18 protein-coding genes are annotated in these 19,089 nt (G+C 72.1%); 7 read left to right on the top strand and 11 right to left on the bottom strand.

Going from position 1 to position 19,089, the window contains the following annotated elements; translation table 11 throughout:
• Positions 1–110 precede the first annotated feature (110 nt).
• The gene (locus ACFYPG_RS19815) at positions 111–2,267 is read left to right on the top strand and encodes an elongation factor G-like protein EF-G2 (RefSeq protein ID WP_387353270.1); all 2,157 of its coding nucleotides are present in this window, start codon (positions 111–113) and stop codon (positions 2,265–2,267) included.
• A 401-nt stretch (positions 2,268–2,668) separates the two neighbouring features.
• Here ACFYPG_RS19815 and ACFYPG_RS19810 read toward each other — a convergent pair whose 3' ends face one another.
• Positions 2,669–3,727, bottom strand: coding sequence for an aldo/keto reductase (locus tag ACFYPG_RS19810; RefSeq protein ID WP_355007258.1), 1,059 nt, complete (start codon positions 3,725–3,727; stop codon positions 2,669–2,671).
• 329 nt (positions 3,728–4,056) lie between these two features.
• Positions 4,057–4,569, bottom strand: coding sequence for an HIT domain-containing protein (locus tag ACFYPG_RS19805; protein ID WP_357260432.1), 513 nt, complete (start codon positions 4,567–4,569; stop codon positions 4,057–4,059).
• A 164-nt stretch (positions 4,570–4,733) separates the two neighbouring features.
• On the opposite strand from ACFYPG_RS19805, the gene ACFYPG_RS19800 reads away from it, so the two are divergent.
• A complete protein-coding gene (locus ACFYPG_RS19800; RefSeq protein ID WP_355007257.1) occupies positions 4,734–5,474 on the top strand; it encodes a D-Ala-D-Ala carboxypeptidase family metallohydrolase in 741 nt (246 codons plus the stop codon).
• Positions 5,475–5,806: 332 nt separating this feature from the next.
• Here ACFYPG_RS19800 and thrS read toward each other — a convergent pair whose 3' ends face one another.
• On the bottom strand, positions 5,807–7,816 hold the full coding sequence (thrS, locus tag ACFYPG_RS19795; protein WP_355007256.1) for a threonine--tRNA ligase: 2,010 nt from the start codon (positions 7,814–7,816) through the stop codon (positions 5,807–5,809).
• A gap of 188 nt (positions 7,817–8,004) precedes the next feature.
• On the opposite strand from thrS, the gene ACFYPG_RS19790 reads away from it, so the two are divergent.
• The gene (locus ACFYPG_RS19790) at positions 8,005–9,039 is read left to right on the top strand and encodes a DUF1775 domain-containing protein (RefSeq protein WP_387353267.1); all 1,035 of its coding nucleotides are present in this window, start codon (positions 8,005–8,007) and stop codon (positions 9,037–9,039) included.
• Positions 9,040–9,198: 159 nt separating this feature from the next.
• Here the strand turns inward: ACFYPG_RS19790 and ACFYPG_RS19785 are convergent, their stop codons facing one another.
• Entirely contained in the window at positions 9,199–10,119 is a 921-nt protein-coding gene (locus tag ACFYPG_RS19785; protein WP_387353265.1) for an ADP-ribosylglycohydrolase family protein, read from the bottom strand.
• A gap of 73 nt (positions 10,120–10,192) precedes the next feature.
• On the opposite strand from ACFYPG_RS19785, the gene ACFYPG_RS19780 reads away from it, so the two are divergent.
• Both ACFYPG_RS19780 and ACFYPG_RS19775 read left to right on the top strand, forming a co-directional pair.
• Positions 10,193–10,882, top strand: coding sequence for a response regulator transcription factor (locus ACFYPG_RS19780; protein WP_091401712.1), 690 nt, complete (start codon positions 10,193–10,195; stop codon positions 10,880–10,882).
• A gap of 29 nt (positions 10,883–10,911) precedes the next feature.
• On the top strand, positions 10,912–12,315 hold the full coding sequence (locus ACFYPG_RS19775; protein ID WP_387353263.1) for an ATP-binding protein: 1,404 nt from the start codon (positions 10,912–10,914) through the stop codon (positions 12,313–12,315).
• 251 nt (positions 12,316–12,566) lie between these two features.
• Here ACFYPG_RS19775 and ACFYPG_RS19770 read toward each other — a convergent pair whose 3' ends face one another.
• Both ACFYPG_RS19770 and ACFYPG_RS19765 read right to left on the bottom strand, forming a co-directional pair.
• On the bottom strand, positions 12,567–13,589 hold the full coding sequence (locus tag ACFYPG_RS19770; protein WP_387353261.1) for an adenosine deaminase: 1,023 nt from the start codon (positions 13,587–13,589) through the stop codon (positions 12,567–12,569).
• Positions 13,586–14,380 (bottom strand): trans-aconitate 2-methyltransferase, encoded by a 795-nt coding sequence (locus ACFYPG_RS19765; protein ID WP_387353260.1) that lies wholly within the window; start codon positions 14,378–14,380, stop codon positions 13,586–13,588. The genes ACFYPG_RS19770 and ACFYPG_RS19765 overlap by 4 nt, the downstream gene beginning before the upstream one ends.
• An 83-nt stretch (positions 14,381–14,463) precedes the next feature.
• Here ACFYPG_RS19765 and ACFYPG_RS19760 point away from each other — a divergent pair, with 83 nt between their 5' ends.
• A complete protein-coding gene (locus ACFYPG_RS19760) occupies positions 14,464–15,447 on the top strand; it encodes an aldo/keto reductase (protein ID WP_355007250.1) in 984 nt (327 codons plus the stop codon).
• 88 nt (positions 15,448–15,535) lie between these two features.
• Positions 15,536–15,727 (top strand): hypothetical protein, encoded by a 192-nt coding sequence (locus ACFYPG_RS19755; RefSeq protein WP_355007249.1) that lies wholly within the window; start codon positions 15,536–15,538, stop codon positions 15,725–15,727.
• 121 nt (positions 15,728–15,848) lie between these two features.
• Here the strand turns inward: ACFYPG_RS19755 and ACFYPG_RS19750 are convergent, their stop codons facing one another.
• From ACFYPG_RS19750 to ACFYPG_RS19730, 5 genes are all read right to left on the bottom strand, one after another.
• Entirely contained in the window at positions 15,849–16,052 is a 204-nt protein-coding gene (locus ACFYPG_RS19750) for a cold-shock protein (RefSeq protein ID WP_030338233.1), read from the bottom strand.
• A gap of 287 nt (positions 16,053–16,339) precedes the next feature.
• The gene (locus ACFYPG_RS19745) at positions 16,340–16,612 is read right to left on the bottom strand and encodes a DUF4235 domain-containing protein (protein ID WP_387353257.1); all 273 of its coding nucleotides are present in this window, start codon (positions 16,610–16,612) and stop codon (positions 16,340–16,342) included.
• On the bottom strand, positions 16,609–16,983 hold the full coding sequence (locus ACFYPG_RS19740; protein WP_355007247.1) for a DUF3618 domain-containing protein: 375 nt from the start codon (positions 16,981–16,983) through the stop codon (positions 16,609–16,611). Before ACFYPG_RS19740 ends, ACFYPG_RS19745 begins: the two co-directional genes overlap by 4 nt.
• Entirely contained in the window at positions 16,980–17,414 is a 435-nt protein-coding gene (locus tag ACFYPG_RS19735) for a phage holin family protein (RefSeq protein WP_355007246.1), read from the bottom strand. The genes ACFYPG_RS19740 and ACFYPG_RS19735 overlap by 4 nt, the downstream gene beginning before the upstream one ends.
• Before the next feature lie 448 nt (positions 17,415–17,862).
• Positions 17,863–19,050 (bottom strand): mechanosensitive ion channel family protein, encoded by a 1,188-nt coding sequence (locus ACFYPG_RS19730; protein WP_387353254.1) that lies wholly within the window; start codon positions 19,048–19,050, stop codon positions 17,863–17,865.
• Positions 19,051–19,089: the final 39 nt, after the last annotated feature.

The following is a 19,089-nucleotide window of genomic DNA, read 5'->3' as shown; positions in this document are numbered from 1 at the left end:
CCGTTCCCGCTGTGCAGCAGACCACCGGAGGATGACGCCGCGCACTCGCCCCGGGCCGCTACCCGTCGCGCGGCGGTCGCCACCACCACCGGCTGAGGGAGGTGCGCCCCATGGCGCAGAAGAGTCACGACAAAGGTCCCACCGGCGGCACGCCGGTGGTTACCGAGCCCGAGCGGGTTCGCAACGTGGTGCTCGTCGGGCACTCCGGGGCGGGCAAGACCACACTGGTCGAGGCCCTGCTCGCGGCGACCGGCACGATCGGCCGCGCCGGCACCGTGGTCGACGGCACCACCGTCGGCGACCACGACCCCGCCGCCGTACGCCAGCAGCGCTCGGTCAGCCTGTCCTGCGCGCCGCTGCTGCACAACGGCATCAAGGTCAACCTGCTGGACACCCCCGGGTACGCCGACTTCGTCGGTGAGCTGCGCGCCGGGCTGCGGGCCGCCGACGCCGCGCTCTTCGTGGTCTCCGCCGCGGGCGGCATGGACGCGGCCACCGTCGCCCTGTGGGAGGAGTGCGCCGCCGTCGACATGCCCCGCGCTGTCGCGGTGGCCCGACTGGACCAACCCCGAGCCGACGTCGACGAGACGGTGGCGCTCTGCCAGCGCCTCTTCGGTGACAACGTGATGCCGCTCTACCTGCCGATGCTCGGCGACGACGGGGTGTCCACCGAAGGCCTGCTCGGCCTGATCACCCGTCGGGTCTTCGACTACAGCGCCGGGCTGCCCGCCGACGTCCGCGACCCGGACCCGGAGCACCAGCGGGCCATCGACGAGTCCCGTGACGAGCTGATCGAGGGGATCATCGCCGAGAGCGAGGACGAGACCCTGATGGACCGCTACCTCGACGGCGAGGAGATCGGCGACGAGGTGCTCATCGCCGACCTGGAGAAGGCCGTCGCCCGGGGTCACTTCTACCCGGTGGTGCCGGTCTGCGCCCACACCGGCGTCGGGCTCGACGTGCTGCTGGAGGTGCTGACCGCCGCGTTCCCGTCGCCGCTGGAGCACGAACTGCCAGCGGTGACCGGCGTGGACGGCTCGCCGCGTCCGCCGCTGAGCTGCGACCCGGCCGGGCCGCTGGTCGCCGAGGTCGTCAAGACCACCATCGACCGCCACGTCGGTCGGGTCTCGCTGGTCCGGGTCTTCTCCGGCACCCTGCGCCCCGACCAGACCGTGCACGTCTCCGGGCACGGCATGGCCGAACGCGGGCACCCCGACCACGACGCCGACGAGCGGGTCGGGCACATCTACACCCCGCTGGGCGCCACAGTGCGGGAGGTGTCGCTCTGCGTGGCCGGTGACATCTGCGCGATCACCAAGTCGGGCAGCGCCGAGACCGGCGACACCATCTCGACCAGGGACAACCCGCTACTGATCGCCCCGTGGGAGATGCCAGAGCCGCTGCTGCCAGTGGCGATCGCCGCCCGCAGCCGTGCCGACGAGGACGCCCTGGCCCGCAACCTCGCCCGCCTGGTCGCCGGCGACCCCACGCTGCGGCTGGAGCGCAACCCGGAGACCCACCAACTGGTGCTCTGGTGCATGGGCGAGGCACACGCGGACGTGGTGCTCGACCGGCTGCGCGCCGGTGGCGTCGAGCTGGACACCGAGCCGGTCAAGGTGTCGCTGCGCGAGACGCTGACAGTGCCCACGACGGGGCACGGTCGCCACGTCAAGCAGTCCGGCGGCCACGGCCAGTACGCGGTCTGCGACATCGAGGTCGAGCCGCTGCCCCGCGGCAGTGGCTTCGAGTTCGTCGACCGGGTGGTCGGCGGGGCGGTGCCGCACAACTACATCCCATCCGTGGAGAAGGGCGTCCGCGCCCAACTGGAGCGCGGGCTGGTCGCCGGCCACCCCGTGGTGGACCTGCGGGTGACACTGGTCGACGGCAAGTCGCACAGCGTCGACTCCTCCGACGCGGCCTTCCAGACCGCCGGCGCGCTCGCGCTGCGCGACGCCGCCGAGCGTGGCCAGCCGGCCCTGCTGGAGCCGATCGACGAGGTCACCATCCGGGTTCCGGACGGCTCGGTGGGCAGTGTGATGGGCGACCTGTCCGGCCGACGCGGCCGTGTGCTCGGCACCGAACCGGACCCGGACACCGAGGGCCGCACCCTCGTCCGCGCCGAAGTGCCAGCCACCGAGCTGCTTCGGTACGCCGTCGAGCTGCGCTCCATGACGGCCGGCACCGGCACCTTCCGCCGCCACTTCGTCCGCCACGACCCCATGCCCGCCCACCTGGCCGACCAGACCCGCAAGGAACAACTCCCCTAACCCCGCCGCCCTGCCCTGCCCTGCCCTGCCCTGCCCTGCCCTGCCCCGCCCTGCCCCGCCCTGCCCTGCCCTGCCCTGCCCTGCCCTGCCCTGCCCCAGCGATCTTGCACTTCCGGTTGCCGATATGTCGCTACTGCGGCATAAGTACCCGCAGTAAGTGCAAGATCGGCGGAAGGTGCAACGGCTACCGGGTCGATCATGCAGTTGTGGTGGGCGAAAGGTTGCTTGGTGCACGTTTTGTGAGGCACCACAACTCCTTGATCGACGCGGGCAGGCGGCGCGGGGCGGGACTGAGCGGAGGCGCGGCGGGGCGGGGCCGCACGGCGCTAGGCGGCACGGCGCTAGGCGGCACGGCGCTAGGCAGTACGCCCTGCGCCGTGGGTGGGCTTTTGGTGACCTGGTTACGGGTGGACTGTGGGGTGGGTCGGGCGGGGCCAGTGGGGGCGGTCGGCGTCGCGCAGGGCTGCGGTGCGGACGGCGGCAAGCTGACGCTCCACCTCGACGAACTGGTCCGCCGGCAGTGGGCCCCGGTGCAGCGCGGCGGCGTTCTCCTCGACCTGGGCGACCGTACGGCAGCCCGGGATCGGGATGGTGCGGCCGCTGCGCGCCCAGATCCAGCCCAACGCGCCCTGGGCGAGGGTGCGTCCGTCGGCGGTGAGCGCGGCACGGACCGCGCCGACCCGCCGCAGCCACTCCGGTGCCGGCCGGCCACCCCGGAACCACTCCAACCAGCTCGGAGCCAGTCCGCGTACGTCGTCGCGGGGCAGCGTCGACGCGGCCGTGTACTTGCCGGTGAGCAGCCCCATCCCGAGCGGGCCCCGGTTGACGCTGGCCAGGTCGTACTTGTCGCAGACGGCGAGCAGCTCGGGAGCGTCGCGCAGCACCGACAGGGCGTGTTGCACCGCGGTGGCACCGGCGGCGGCGTGCCCGAACGCGGCAGCCCGGTCGGTGCGGTCGGTGCTCCACCCGTACGCGCGGATCAGGCCCTCGGCCACCAGGTCCTCGCAGGTCCCGATCAGCGCCTGCGCCCTCGGCACCGACAGATCGGCCAGGTGCAGCTGATAGAGGTCGATCCGGTCGGTGCCCAACCGGCGCAGTGAGGCGGTCACGGCACTGCGCAGGTATCCGGGCGACGCGTCCTCGCCGGTGGCCTGCCGACCGGCCTCGTCGAAGGTGTAACCCCACTTGGTGGCGATCACGGCGTCGTCGCGGCGACCGGCGAGCGCACGGCCGAGCACCCGCTCACCGTGCCCGGCCCCGTACGTGTCGGCGGTGTCGAAGAGGGTGATGCCCAGATCGAGTGCCCGGCGTACCGCCCGCACCGACTCGTCGTCGTCGACAGCGCCCCAGCCCAGTGGCTGGGTGCCCTCCGCCCAGGGCCCGCCGATCGCCCAGCACCCCATGCCGAGGGCGCTGACCTCGATGCCGCTGCGCCCCAACACCCGTGTCGTGACTGCCATCGGCCGATCGTGCCACCTTCGGCGGGCCGCGGCGTAGCAGACCGGCGGGCGGACACGCGGGCGCACGGGGACGGTCACGGTGCGGCATGATCAACGCTGTACGACGGCTCGGGGTCGACATCGGCGGAACGGTCATCGAGCCGGCCGCCGACGATGCGGACACCTCGTTCTTCGGCGCGCACCGCCTGCGTACCCCGGCCGTCGTCGGAGCGTTCGGCCCGGCGTTCGACACCGGGTGGAGAGCTGGTCGGAGCCGACCCCGCTGCTGCGCGCCGACTAGCCGGACCGGCGCAGAGGTCGCGCGGCCGGCGCGGCGTGGCCGGCGGCGGTCAGGACGGCCAGGCGCGGGCGAACAGGTCCCGGGTGTCGCCGAGCAGCTGCGGCAGGACCTTGGTGCGGCCGATCACCGGCATGAAGTTCGCGTCGCCGCCCCAGCGCGGCACCACGTGCTGGTGGAGGTGAGCGGCGATGCCGGCGCCGGCCACCCCGCCCTGGTTCATGCCCAGGTTGAAGCCGTGGGCGTTGCTGACTTTGCGGATCACCCGCATCGCGGTCTGGGTGTACGACGCCAGCTCCGTGGTCTCCGGAACGTCCAGGTCCGTGTAGTCGGCGACGTGACGGTAGGGGCAGACCAGCAGGTGCCCCGGGTTGTACGGGTAGAGGTTGAGCACCACGAACACGTGCTCACCCCGGGCCACGACCAGGCTCTCCTCCGGAGGCAGCTTCGGCCCCCGACAGAAGGGACAGCCGGTGGGCTTCTCGTAGCCCTCGGCCGGGCGGTCCTCGCCAGAGATGTAGGTCATGCGGTGCGGCGTCCAGAGCCGCTCCAGACCGTCCGCCATGCCGTCACTGTCCGTGTGCCGTTCCACCCCTGTCACGAGCCGATCCTACGGAGCCCCGCGGGCATGCCGCGACACCCGCCGTCGGGAAACCCGGCATTGCAAGTTCTTGACGGATCAAGGCAGAGGCATGAAACTTCCATCCATCCACGTACTTCCATGCATTAATGGAGGGCTACATGTACCGACGGCTCGGCAGGTTCCTCGCGGCACTGGCGATGACCGCCGCCACCACAGTGGCCGGCGTCACCCTCACTGCCGGCGCGGCCCAGGCGGACGGCTGCTACACCTGGGGACGCACCCTGTCCCAGGGGGCGTCCGGCGAGGATGTCCGGCAACTCCAGATCCGGGTCGCCGGCTACCCCGGCTACGGCGCGGTGCTCACCCTCGACGGCGCGTACGGCCCGGCCACCCGATCGGCGGTGATCCGCTTCCAGCAGGCGTACGGGCTGCCCGCCGACGGCATCGCCGGCCCCCAGACGTTCAACCGGCTCTACGCCCTCCAGGACGACGACTGCACCCCGGCCAACTTCAGCTACGCCGAGCTGAACAAGTGCAACAGCGACTGGTCCGGCGGTGCGGTCTCGGCGAGCACCGCCCGGTTCAACGCGCTCGTCTCGATGTGGAAGCTCCAGGCCATGCGACACGCCCTCGGCGACGTGGGCATCGCGATCAGCAGCAGCTTCCGCAGCTACGCCTGCAACAGCGCCGTCGGCGGAGCCTCGAACAGCCGACACCTGTACGGCGACGGGGTGGACCTGGTCGGCTCCCCGTCGTTCTGCCGATTGGCGCAGCAGGCCCGCAACCACGGCTTCGGGCAGATCCTCGGCCCCGGCTACCCCGATCACAACGACCACACGCACGTGGCGGCGGTCGGAGGCTGGTCAGCGCCGAACTGCGGCATCTGACACCCCACGCCGGCCTCCCGGCGTCGGGCCCCCCGCGCCAACCTCCCGGCGTCGGTCCCACCCGCGCCGACCTCCCGCGCCGACCTCCCGGCGAAGATCCCGCCCGAACATGGAAGTAGTGGCCTCCCATACCAGGGAGGCCACTACTTCCTGGATCGAGCACGATCATGCGGCGGGCGGGCGGGCCGCACCACGCAGACCGCGCGGACGGACCGCACCACGCAGACCGCGCGAACGGACCGCACCACGCGGACGGACCGCACCGCGCGAACGGACCGCACCGCGCGAACGGACCGCACCGTGCGGACGGACCGCGCCGTGCGGTGGTCCCGTTACTCCGCCGCGGCGGACGGGCCGATGTTGGTCCGTGAGCTGACAACGTCCAGCACGTGGGTCACCGCCTCAGCGACCGGCACCCCGTTGCGCTGGGAGCCGTCGCGGTAGCGGAAGGAGACCGTGCCGGCGGCCACGTCGTCGTCACCGGCGATCACCATGAACGGGATCTTCTGCTGCTGCGCCGTCCGGATCTTCTTCTGCATCCGGTCGTCACCCGCGTCCACCTGGGCCCGGATGCCCTCGGCACGCAGCGCCGCGACAAAGCCGTGCAGGTAGTCGGTGTGGTCCTCGCGGATCGGAATGCCCACCACCTGCACCGGCGCGAGCCAGGCCGGGAACGCGCCAGCGTAGTGCTCGGTGAGCACCCCGAAGAACCGCTCGATCGACCCGAACAGCGCACGGTGGATCATCACGGGCCGCTGCCGGCTACCGTCGGCGGCCTGGTACTCCAACGCGAACCGCTCCGGCTGGTTGAAGTCGACCTGGATGGTGGACATCTGCCAGGTCCGGCCGATGGCGTCACGGGCCTGCACGGAGATCTTCGGCCCGTAGAACGCCGCGCCGCCCGGGTCGGGAACCAGGTCCAGGCCGGAGGTCGCGGCGGCGGTCCGCAGCGCCTCGGTGGCCTCGGCCCAGTCCTCGTCGGCCCCGATGAACTTGGGCGAGTCGTCCCGGGTCGACAGCTCCAGGTAGAAGTCGTCCAGGCCGTAGTCGCGTAGCAGGTCGAGCACGAAGCTGAGCAGCGTGGACAGCTCGCCGGCCATCTGCTCACGGGTGCAGTAGATGTGCGAGTCGTCCTGGGTCAGGCCGCGGACCCGGGTGAGGCCGTGCACGACACCGGACTTCTCGTACCGGTAGACGGTGCCGAACTCGAACATCCGCAGCGGCAGCTCCCGGTATGACCGCCCGCGCGACCTGAAGATCAGGTTGTGCATCGGGCAGTTCATCGCCTTGAGGTAGTAGTCCGCGCCCTCCAGCTGCATGGGCGGGAACATGGTGTCCGCGTAGTACGGCAGGTGACCGGAGGTCTGGAACAGCTGCGCCTTGGTGATGTGCGGGGTGTTGACGAACTCGTACCCCGCCTCCTCGTGCCGCCGCCGCGAGTAGTGCTCCATCTCGCGACGGATGATGCCGCCCTTGGGGTGGAAGACCGCCAGGCCGGAGCCGATCTCGTCGGGGAAGCTGAACAGGTCGAGGTCCGCGCCGAGCTTGCGGTGGTCGCGCCGGGCGGCCTCCTCCAACAGCTTCAGGTACGCCTTCAGCTCGTCGCGGGTCGGCCACGCGGTGCCGTACACCCGCTGCAGTTGGGGGTTCTTCTCCGACCCCCGCCAGTACGCGGCGGCGGAGCGCATCAGCTTGAACGCGCCGATCAGTCGGGTGGTCGGCAGGTGCGGGCCCCGGCACAGGTCCGACCAGCAGACCTTGTCCTCCTTGGCGTCGAGGTTGTCGTAGATGGTCAGCTCGCCGCCGCCCACCTCCATCACCTCGTCGGTGTCCAGGCCCTCGCCCTTGACCTCGATCAACTCCAGCTTGAACGGCTCGTCGGCCAGCTCGGAGCGCGCCTCGTCCAGGCTGCCGAAGCGGCGGCGACGGAACCGCTGCCCGGACTTGATGATCTCCTGCATGCGCTTCTCGAGCTTGCTGAGGTCGTCGGGCTGGAACGGCTTGTCGACGTCGAAGTCGTAGTAGAAGCCGTTCTCGATGGGCGGGCCGATGCCGAGCTTGGCCTCGGGGAAGATGTCCTGCACGGCCTGGGCGAGGACGTGCGCGGTGGAGTGGCGCAGCACGTTGAGCCCGTCGGGCGAATCCAGGGTGACCGGCTCGACGACGGTCTCCTCGGCCGGCGCCCAGTCCAGGTCGCGCAGCTGGCCCTGCGGGTCGCGGACCACGACGATCGCCTTGGGACCGTTCGCGGGCAGTCCGGCCGCGGCCACCGCGTCGGCCGCCGTGGTCCCGGCGGCGACGACGACGGGGTCGGCCACTGCGGGGGTACGGGGTGCGGACACGGTGACTCCTCCAAGTGGTACGAAACGGTGCCGATCCTCGGCTCCTGCCGATGCTATCGGTCGCCCCGCCCCCGACCGGGAAGGGCACCTGCTTACCGCCGACGTTGAACCTTTCGCGCCTCGCAGCCGAACTAGAAGGTGTGGCCGGAAACCGGTACCGGCCACGCCGACACGGATGGGGGCACGACATGGCGAGCACGTACGGCGGTGGCCGTCGGCGGCGGATCGTGGCGGCGACCGCGGTGACCGCCGCTGGGCTGCTGCTCTGGCCTGGCACGGCGTACGCGGCAGACGTGACGACCACCCCGACCGAGGCCCGGCAGGGCGAGGCGGTACGGCTGGAGTTCAGCGTCCCGGAGGAGCGGGCCGGCACGAAGACCAAGCAGATCGAGGTACGGCTGCCGGCCGACGCGCCGATCGCCGAGGTCTACCCCATGTCGGTGGACGGCTGGGCGCCCCGGCTCAGCTCCCGCACCCTGGACAAGCCGCTGCCCGGCATCCACTCCTCCGGGGTGAGCACTGTGACGACCGCGGTGACCTGGGTCCGGGTCGGTGCGAGCGACCCGGGGCCGGCTCGGTTGGCGCTCTCCATGGGGCCGATGCCGCAGGCCGAGCGGCTCACCTTCGAGGTCGTCCAGACGTACGCCGATGGCACTGTGGTCCGGTGGGCGGACGCCACCGGTCCGCACCGGGCCCCGGCGCTGACCCTGCTGCCGGCGGCGCCCGGCGCGGCGGGTCCGGGCGCGCACGGCGGCGGCCACGGCGGCCCGGCGGCCGGCGTGCCCGATGCTGCCGGTGTGCCTGATGCTCTGGACAACGGTGCGGACGCGGCACCGCCGGCCCGATCGGGCGGTGCGGACGAGGGCAGTGCCGACGGGTTGCTGGCCGCCGGCCTGCTCGCCGGCCTGGGCGGCGGCGCGGCGATCGGCTGGTTGCTCAGCCGGTGGCGCCGACGCGACCCGGGAGAGGCCACCGCGCTCGCCGAGGTGACCGGCGACCCGGACGAGGCCGCGACGCCCGACACGGCCGCGACCCTGGCCGAGATAACCGGCCGCGCGGACAAGACCGCACAGCCCTCCACGGCGGGTGGCCGCGCGAGCGACGCCACGACGCTCACCGAGACAACTGGCCACGCGGACGAGACCGCACAGTCCGCCGACCGGACGCCGACCGACCCGCAGCCCGCCGACCCGCAGCCCGCTGTCTCCGCGACATCGCGGTGATCCACTCGGCTTCCAGGAAACCGCGGCATCCCCGCCGCCCGGACAGGCCAATTTGCAGGAAAGCGAGTTGATCGCGGGCCGCTCAGGCCCAGGGCGGGCGCCAGCGCAGGGCAGCCCGCACAGGGGCAACCTCCGGCCGGCCAGGGCAGCCCCGGGTGCTCAGGGCAGCCAGGTAGGTAACGGTTCGCGGGCGGCCAGCCACTGCGCGGGCACCCCGCCGGGGGTGCCGACGCCGGTGTGCGCCGCCACCACCGCTCCGGCGATGGCCGCCGTGGTGTCCACGTCACCACCGGCCCGTACGCACGTCTCGATGGCCGCCGGATAGTCGTCGAGGTGGGTGGCGGCCACCCAGAGGGTGAACCCGACGGTGTCCTGGGCGGTCACCCGGGAGCCGTTGCCGAGCTCCGCCACCACCCGGGGCAACGGCCGGCCGAGCAGCCCGGCCGCCCGGTGTACGCCCCGATGCACCTCGGTGCCCGGGTCGAGCGCGGCGGCGATCCCGGCGAGGAGCCGCTCCGGGGCCGGCCGGTGTCCGTCGAGGCGGGCCCGGGCGGCCAGCGCGGCGGCGACGGCGACAGCGACCGCCCCGGCGATCCCCTCCGGGTGCGCGTGCGTCACCTCGGCGGACGCGCGCGCCTGCGCTGCGGCGCGCGCTGTCGAGTCGGCGAAGTACGCGCCCAGCGGGCCGACCCGCATCGCCGCACCGTTGCCGCAGGAGCCCTGCCCGTCGAAGGCGGAGGCGGCGGCCAGCGGCCACGGGGTGCCGGCCCGGATCAGCCCCAGGATGAGCATCGCGCCCGAACCGTAGCCCCGTCGCTCGGTGCACCGCTGCGCGAAGGAGAGGGCCAGCCGGTCCCGGTCGATGCCGGCGGAGTCGGCCAACTGGGCGAAGACCGAACAGGCCATCTCGGTGTCGTCGGTCCATTCCCAGGGCGACAGCGGCAGCGCGTCGGCGGCGAGATCCACCGGCGCCGACACCGGTAGGAAGTACTGCGCGCCGAGCGCGTCGCCGGTGGAGAGACCGGCGAGGCTGTCCCGGGCGAGCGCCAGGCGGGCATCGGCGAACAGGGTGAACGGCATCGTCGTACCAGCTTGCCCGGTCGCCGGGCACGCCGCAACGCGATCAACTTGCCAGGCCAAGTACGGTCTTGTCGTGGCCTCCGTGCTCCTGGTCGAAGACGATCACGTCGTACGCGGCGCGATGCTGCGGTCCCTCACCGACCGGGGGCATGCCGTGCACGCCGTGGGTACGGCGTTGGACGCCCTGCGTCGGGTGGCCGCGGAGACACCCGACCTGGTGGTGCTCGACCTCGGCCTACCCGACCTGGACGGCTCGGACGCGCTGCGGATGTTGCGCGGCATCACCGACGTTCCGATCATCATCGCCACCGCCCGCGACGACGAGCAGTCGGTGGTCAAGCTGCTGCGGGCCGGCGCCGACGACTACATGGTCAAGCCGTTCACCGGCGCACACCTGGATGCCCGGATCACCACAGTGCTGCGCCGGGCCGGCCGGGCCAGTCGGTCCGTGCAGCCCGCCGTGCACAGTGTTGGCGGGCTGCGGGTGGACGTGGGCGAGCGCAGCGCCCAGCTCGACGGGGAGCCGCTGGCGCTGACCCGCAAGGAATTCGACCTGTTGGCGTATCTCGCCGCACGACCTGGGCGGGTAGTGTCCCGCCGGGAACTCTTGGAGGAGGTATGGCGGCAGCCATCGGTCGGCGAGGATCAGACAATCGACGTTCACCTGTACTGGCTCCGCAGAAAGATGGGCGAGTCCGCGGCGAAGCCGCGCTACCTGCGCACCGTGCGGGGGGTCGGATTCCGGCTGGTGGCACCGGACTGAGGACGGCGCTGGCCCTGCTCACGGCCGGCATGTGCAGTCTCGTCGCGCTCGCGTTCCTGATCCCGCTCGGGCTCAGCCTGCGGGAGCAGAACCGGGACGAGGCGATCGCCGACGCGGCCCGGCGCAGCGCGCTGGTGACCGGCGCGCTGGCGGTCAGCACCGACCCGGCGGTCGTCGAGCGTGCCATGGTGGCCAGCGCCGAGGGCGCACCCACCCGGCCCGTGGTGCACGGGTTGGGGTTGGACGAATCCGCTGGTCGGGCCAGCGGCAGCGACCTGGACCGGGCCCGCTCCGAGCGCCAGTCGCTCGTCGTCGACGTCGACGGGGGTGTGGCCCGGCTCGACCCGGTGGTGCTCGGTGACCGGACGGCCGTGGTCGAGGTGTTCCTTCCGGAGTCGACGCTGGGCGAGGGCGCCGGCGGCACCTGGTTGCTGCTGTTCGCTGTCGGGGCGGCGATGGCCGGCGCGGCGGTGCTGGTGGTCGACCGGGTCGCTGCCCGTGCGGTGGACTCCACCCGCGGTCTGGTCAAGGCCGCGCTCTCCATCGGCGACGGCGACCTCGGCGTACGCGTCGAGCCGACCGGTCCGCGCGAGCTGGCCGAGGCCGGGTACGCCTTCAACCGGATGGCGGACCGCCTGGACGCCGCCCGCACCGACGAGCGGGAGTTGGTGGCCGACCTGTCGCATCGTCTGCGTACCCCGTTGACGGTGCTGCGGTTGGACGCGGAGGCGTTGGAGTCCGACGACACCAGCGTGGGTTCGTTCAGCCCGGCTGAGTTGGACCGGCTGCGGGGGATCCGGCGGATCCGGCAGGCGATCGTCACCCTGGAGGGTGAGATCGACGTGCTGATCAAGACCACCCGCAAGACGGTGGCGCTCGAGGCCGGGCCGGCGATGTGCGACGTCAGCGAGGTGGTCCGGGACCGGATGGTGTTCTGGGCGGCGTTGGCCGGCGACCAGAACCGGCCGCACCGGGTCAACGGCGCCCAGCTGCGCATCCCGGCGCCGGTGCCGCGGGCCGAACTGGCCGCCGCGCTGGACGCGGTCATCGGCAACGTCTTCCGCTACACGCCGCAGGGCACCGCGTTCGAGGTGGCGGTGTCCCGGCGCGACGGTTACGTGGCGATCCGGATCGACGACGCCGGCCCCGGCATCGCCAACCCGGACCGCGCGCTGCGCCGCGGCGCCAGTGACCAGGGCTCGACCGGGCTCGGGCTGGACATCGCCAAGCGGGTCGCGTTGCAGGCCAACGGCTCGGTGAGCATCGACCGCGCCCGGCTGGGCGGGGCCAGTGTGGTGATGCTGCTCGCCGACCCGGAGGCAACACCCCGGCAGGTCAGCCGCTTCGGTCTGGTCGGTCGGATGGCCCGCGACGCCCGGGACACGAAGGCCACCGCACGTCGCTGGCCCCGCCAGCGCCCCACCGACGACTGACCCGGCCAGGCCCGGGGCTGTGCGCCGGCGCAAGTCTTCCTTAGATCGCGGTTAACGACCGCGTCGGATCGGCCGTGGGCTGACAGGATTCAGGGCACGAACCCACCAGTTCCACCGGCCGAGCGCACCACGCACCCACGGCCGGTGGAGCCGCGCGCGCGGCGGGAGTCACAGGTCCCCCCACACCCACGCTCCCGCCGCGCGCCCTGCTCAACCAACCGGCCCGGCCGGCACCCGAGCGGCAGTCCAGCTCAGCCGGCGGTGGCGAGGTACGCGTCGATCTCGGCGAGGATCCGCTGCTGGCCGGCGGCGTCCAGGAAGGACGCGGTCACCGCGTTGCGGGCCAGCCCGGCCAGTCCCTCGGCACCGACACCGAGCAGGCGGGCGGCCACCGCGTACTCGTCGTTGAGGGTGGTGCCGAACATCGGCGGGTCGTCGGAGTTGATGGTGACCAGCAGCCCGGCGTCGACGAGCTGACGCAGCGGGTGCTCGTCGAGGGTGGCGACCGCCCGGGTCCGCACGTTGGACGTCGGGCAGACCTCCATCCCGATCTGCCGCTCGGCCAGGTACGCGAGCAGCTGCGGGTCCTGCGCGGCGGAGATGCCGTGCCCGATCCGCTCGGCACCCAACTCGTTCAGCGCGTCCCAGACGGTCTGCGGCCCGGTGGTCTCCCCGGCGTGCGGCACCGAGCGCAGCCCGGCGGCGCGGGCCTGGTCGAAGTAGGGCCGGAACTGCGGTCGGGGCACGCCGATCTCCGGGCCGCCCAGACCGAAACTGACCAGCCCGTCCGGACGCTCGTCCAGCGCGATGCGCAGCGTCTCCTCGGCTGCCGGCAGCCCGGCCTCGCCGGGGATGTCGAAGCACCAGCGCAGCTCGATGCCGAAGTCGGTCAGGGCGCGCCTGCGGGCGTCCTCGATGGCCTCGCAGAACGCTGGCGCGGGAATGCCCCGTCGGACGTGCGAGTACGGGGTGATGGTCAGCTCCGCATACCGGACCTGTTGGCGGGCCAGTTCGCGGGCCACCTCGTGGGTGAGGATCCAGACGTCCTCCGGGTCGCGGATGAGATCCACGACGCTCAGGTAGACCTCGACGAAGTGCGCGAAGTCGCGGAACTCGAAGTAGCTGGCGAGCGCGTCCGGGTCGGCCGGCACGGGAGTGCGCCCCTCGTGGCGCGCCGCCAACTCGGCGACGGTCCGGGGCAGGGCGGAGCCGACGTGGTGCACGTGCAGCTCCACCTTGGGCAGGCCGGCGATGAAGGTGGACAGGTCGGTCACGGATTCTCCTGGGCATGGTCGCCGGTGCGGGCGACGACGAAGACGCGGCGGAACGGGAAGTACACCTGACCCTGCCGCACCGGGTACGCCGCGGTGAGCCGTACCCCCAGCTCGGCCCGGAAGGCGGACCAGCCGGCTGCGTCCAGTGCGGCCCGGACCGGGCGCAGCGCGGTGCCCTCCATCCAGGCCAGCACCGGGTGCTCGGCGGCGGGTCGAGCCGGCAGCAGGTGCACGTAGGTAGTCTCCCAGGCGTCCACCGCGCAGCCGACGGCGGTCAGTAGCGCCGCGTAGTCGGCCGGGTCGTCGACCGGGTCCGCGCGCAGCAGCGGGGCGACCTCGGCGCGCCAGGTCGGCCGGTCGGCCACCTCGCGCAGGGCGCGGTGTGAGTCGGCGGCGAAGTTGCCGGGGACCTGCATGGCGAGCCAGGCGCCGGCGGGCAGATCGGTGGCCCAGCGGCGCAGCAGCTCCTGGTGGCCGGGAACCCACTGCAGGGCTGCGTTGCTGACCACCACGTCGTCGTCGCCGGTCGGACGCCAGTCGCGCAGGTCGGCGACCGCGAAGTCGACAGGCGCGCCGAGGGTCTCGGCCCGCTCGATCATCTCGGCTGAGGAGTCGAGGCCGCGCACCCGGCTGGTCGGCCAGCGCTCGGCGAGGATGGCGGTGAGCTGGCCGGGGCCGCAGCCGAGGTCGACCACCGCCCGGGGGCGCTCGGCCGGGATCCGGGCGAGAAGGTCGTGAAACGGCCGGGATCGCTCGTCGCCGAAGCGCAGGTAGGTCGTCGGGTTCCACATGATCGCCTCCCAAACCGTACGTCCGTACTGCTGACCGTACGGCTCGCGTGGCAGGGTCGCAACCCGGTCACTAGGCTCGGGGCATGGAACAGCGCAGCTTCAACCGGCTCGGCCGGACCGTTGGCGCGGTCGGCCTGGGCGCGTGGCAACTCGGCGCCGACTGGGGCACCGTCAGCGAGGACGACGCGATGGCGGTGCTCGCCGCCGCCGTGGACGCCGGGGTCACCTTCCTCGACACCGCCGACGTGTACGGCGACGGCCGCAGCGAGCAGCTGATCGGCCGCTTCCTGCGCACCCGACCCGACGCCGGGCTGACCGTCGCCACCAAGATGGGCCGCCGCGTCGAGCAGCGGCCGGAGGCGTACACCCTGGCCAACTTCCGGCAGTGGACCGACCGCTCCCGGGCCAACCTGGGCATGGACACCCTGGACCTGGTCCAGTTGCACTGCCCGCCCACCGAGGTCTTCGCCTCAGACGAGGTCTTCGACGGTCTGGACACCCTCGTCGCCGAGAAGGCCGTCGCCGGGTACGGAGTCAGCGTCGAGACCTGCGACCAGGCCCTCACCGCGATCGCCCGACCGGGGGTGGCGAGCGTCCAGATCATCCTCAACGCGGTCCGCCACAAGCCCCTGGAGCAGGTGCTGCCGGCCGCGGCGGCAGCCGGCGTCGGCATCATCGCCCGCGTGCCGCTCGCCAGTGGCCTGCTCTCCGGCCGCTACGACGAGCACACCGAGTTCCCCGCCGACGACCACCGCAACTTCAACCGGCAGGGCGCCGCCTTCGACGTCGGCGAGACGTTCTCCGGGGTCGACTTCGATCGAGGTCTGGCCGCCGTACGCCGGCTGGCCCCGCTCGTCGACGCGGACCGCACGATGGCGCAGTTCGCCCTGCGCTGGGTGCTGGACCAGGCGGGCGTCACAGTGGTCATCCCCGGTGCCCGCGACGCCGACCAGGCCCGACGCAACGCCGCCGCGGCGGACCTGTCCCCGCTCACCGACGAGCAGTTGGCAGCCGTCCGCGACACCTACGACGAGCTGATCCGCCCGCAGGTGCACGACCGGTGGTGACCCGCGCGCCCGGGGTGCTCGCGTCACGCCACCCGGCCGGCGATGCTGGACGGCGGCGCGCCGCCCCGGGTGGCAGAGAGGGGACGCGATGAGAGGTTGGCTTCCGCTCACCCTCGGCCTGCTGGCCGTGGTGATCGGTGCGGTGTGGACGGTCCAGGGCCTCGGCTACGTCAGTGGCAGCGTGATGACCGACGAGAAGATCTGGGCCGTGATCGGCCCGATCGTGACGGTGGTCGGGCTGATCGTGCTCTGGCTCGGCCTGCGCTCGCGTCGACGCTGACCGCTCGCCGCAGCGGCGAGCCTGAACAGGCGAAAGCCCCGCATCCCAACCGGGATGCGGGGCTTTACCGTGACCCGTGAGCCGGATCGTCCCACTGGCCGGCGGGGGCCGGCCGTCCTACTCAGATGGGACGGACCTGCTCAGCCTGCGGGCCCTTCTGACCCTGAGCAATCTCGAACTCCACCCGCTGGTTCTCCTCCAGCGAGCGGTAGCCGCTGGTCTGGATGGCCGAGAAGTGGACGAACACGTCAGCACCCCCACCATCGACGGTGATGAAGCCGAAGCCCTTGTCAGCGTTGAACCACTTCACGGTTCCCTGAGCCATGTGTATCTCCCTCGAAAAACTGGCGGCCGTGCACGCCGTCCGGCCGATTGGCCGTTTTTGAGCAGCGGTGCCTGAGGCAGCCCCACGACGGAGACTTCTCTCAACCCACGCCATCTCGCAACAGCGGGGACCAGCAAATCACGGAGGTAAAAAGTCTGTCACGACCTCTCCGACGAATTTCTCCGACATGTGACCTGACGGATGCCTCAGGCGCGCTGGGCGGCGTGCGATGCCATGCGAAAGCCCCCTTCCCATCGATGCGGGAAGGGGGCTGAAGTCGCTGCTGGTCAGTCCGGCCAACTGCCGGTCATCCGGCGTACGCCGACCGCGCCACCCCGGTCCACGGCGGCCCGGACGACAGCGAAGATGGCCCCCTGCAACGCCGCGGCGGCCAGGATCTCGCCCCAGCCGCGATCCTCGTCGGTCGCGTTGGGCGCCTCACCGTCGCCCGCGGTGGCCTTCCAGACCTGCCGGAAGATCGCCCCGGCCACCGTGCCCGCGGCGATACCCAACAACACGCCGACCGGCCGGTACGCGACCTTGCCGATGCTCCTGCTCACCTACGCCTCCCCCGCACGATCATCAGCACCACCACGGTGGCCACCGCGCCGGCCGCGATGGCCGCCCACGGCACCGGGTTGCGGCGCACCAACTCGCTCTTGTCGTACGCCTGTGCGCGTACCAACTCGCCCTTTTCGTATGCCTGCGCCCGCGCCATTCCGGCGCCACGCGCGGCCTGTCCGCGGACCCGAGCGACGGTCTGCGCCGCCTGCTCCCGCATCCGCTCCTTGGCCTGCTCGGCGGACTCCTTGAGACGCGCCTTGACGTCGGCCTTGGCGGCCAACGCCTCCATCGTCTCGCCCAACTCGACCCGGGTGCGACGGATCTCCTCGCGGAGGGCCTCCGTGTCGCCGGTCCCGTTACCGGTCATTGCCGCCCCCTGTCCTTCACCGCGGCAGTGACGGTGTCCATGTCTGCCCGGAGGCTACGGACCGTGGCCGCCGGCACCGGCGGGACAGCACGGCTGACCTGCTTCTTGCCCACCAGGGCGAGGACGCCGGCCACCAGGAAACACGCCACCGCCACGATCAGCGCCGCCGCCCAGGCGGGCAACACCAGGTCGAGCAACAGGATCGCCGTGGCGACCAGCGCACCCAGACCGAAGAAGGCGAGCGCGCCACCGCCGCCGAACAGGCCGATCCCGATGCCCGCGTGCTTACCCTTCTGGGTCAACTCCGCTCGGGCCAGCGTCAGTTCGTCCCGTACGAGGCGGGAAATCTGCTCGGTGGCCCGCTGCACCAACTCGGCGGTGGAGGGCTCGCTCCCATTCTGGGATGTGCGGGCTTTCGCCACGTCAGCCATGCTGTCCTCCTTTCCTCATCACCGCGCTGTATGCCCGAAGTCGTCGCTCGTCAATCCTAAAGCGCGCCAGCCAGCTCACCGTCCCGCTTGTCCGGACGCCGCGCCGCTGATCCGCCGCCAGTCGCCACGATCACACCAGAGACGTCAGGCAGCACATCCCCCACCCAAGCCCAACCAAACCTCCGAAACCAACCACCCACCCCCGCTCCCCGCCCCACCCCACCCCTCTCGCAGCGGTGATCATGAGGTTGGCGGGGACAAACCAGGCGTACCCACCCGTCAACTCCATGATCGTCGAGGTCTGTCGCGCAAGATCGCGCTCGATCCTGGTTGTAGTGGCCTCGACGGGGATGGAGGCCACTACAACCAGGAAGTTGCACGATCTTGCGGGGCAGGGCAGGGCGGGGCAGGGCGGGGCAGGGCAGAGCAGGGCGGGGTGGGCGAGGTGTCAGGGGCGGGTTTCTTCGGGGCCTACGAAGGCTTCGCTTCGGGCGTCGCCGTCGTCGCTGCCACCGAAGACACGGGCGTCGTCGGGCGCCTCGGTGTCGGACAGGCGGCGGGCCGGCCGCCTCGGCTGCACCCACTGCCAGGACAGGTTGCTGTTGGAGTCGCCCAGCTCGGTGCGGAGCCGCGGCATCGCCGTCGGGCGGTTGTCCCGGATCCAGGCGACCAGGTGTTCCCGGACGAGACAGCGCAGGTCCCACAGGCTGCCGGCGTCGGCGGCGCTGACCAGCGCGCGCAGCCGGACCGTCCCGCCGGTGGCGTCGGTGACCTGCAGGACGCAGACCCGTCCGTCCCACAGTTCGGTGCCCTCGACGAGGCGGCGCAGCTCCTCGCGCATGGTCTGCACGGGCACCGCCCAGTCGACGTCGAACTCGGCGGTGCCGAGCACTGCCGCCTCCGTCCGGGTCCAGTTCTGGAACGGCTTGCTGGTGAAGTACGAGGTGGGCAGGATCAACCGACGGTCGTCCCAGATCTGCACGACGACGTAGCTGAGGGTCAACTCCTCGATGCGGCCCCACTCCCCCTCGACAACGACGACGTCGTCGAGCCGGACGGCATCGCTGAAGGCGAGCTGGACGCCGGCGAAGACGTTGCCGAGCAGGCTCTGTGCGGCGAGCGCGGCCACCACACCGACCACACCGGCCGAGGTCAGCACACCGGCGCCGATGCCCCGCACGCTGGGGAACGTCATCAGCATCACGCCGACGGCCAGGATGACGATCACCGCGATGGTCAGTCGGCGCAGCATCACCACCTGGGTCCGTACCCGTCGGGCGTGCCGGTTGTCCGGTACGTCGACCCGGAACCGGGCCAGCGCGGTGTCCTCCACGACGACCAGCAGGCAGGCGACCAGCCAGGCCACTGTGGCGATGACGCCGAGGATGAGCAGGTGCAGCAGGAGCCGTCGCCAGCTCTCGCCGACCGCGTACCCGGTGCTGAAGCGGACGGCGAACTGCACGGCCAGGACCGTCGCGGCGACCTGGAACGGGCGGTGCGCGTGGTCGGTCAACTCGGTCAACAGCAGTGACCGGCGGCCGAACCGCCGGGTCAACCGGTGGACGACCTCGACCAGGAACAGGGCGACCGCCGCCGCGACGAGCGCGGCGACGGCCGTTTCGAGATAGTTCTGCACGGCTTCGGTTGCTTCCCTTCGATCAAACGACGGGCACTC

Source organism: Micromonospora sp. NPDC005553, assembly GCF_042871765.1.
Taxonomy (GTDB): Bacteria; Actinomycetota; Actinomycetes; order Mycobacteriales; family Micromonosporaceae; genus Micromonospora.
This window is presented reverse-complemented; position numbering and strand designations above follow the sequence as displayed.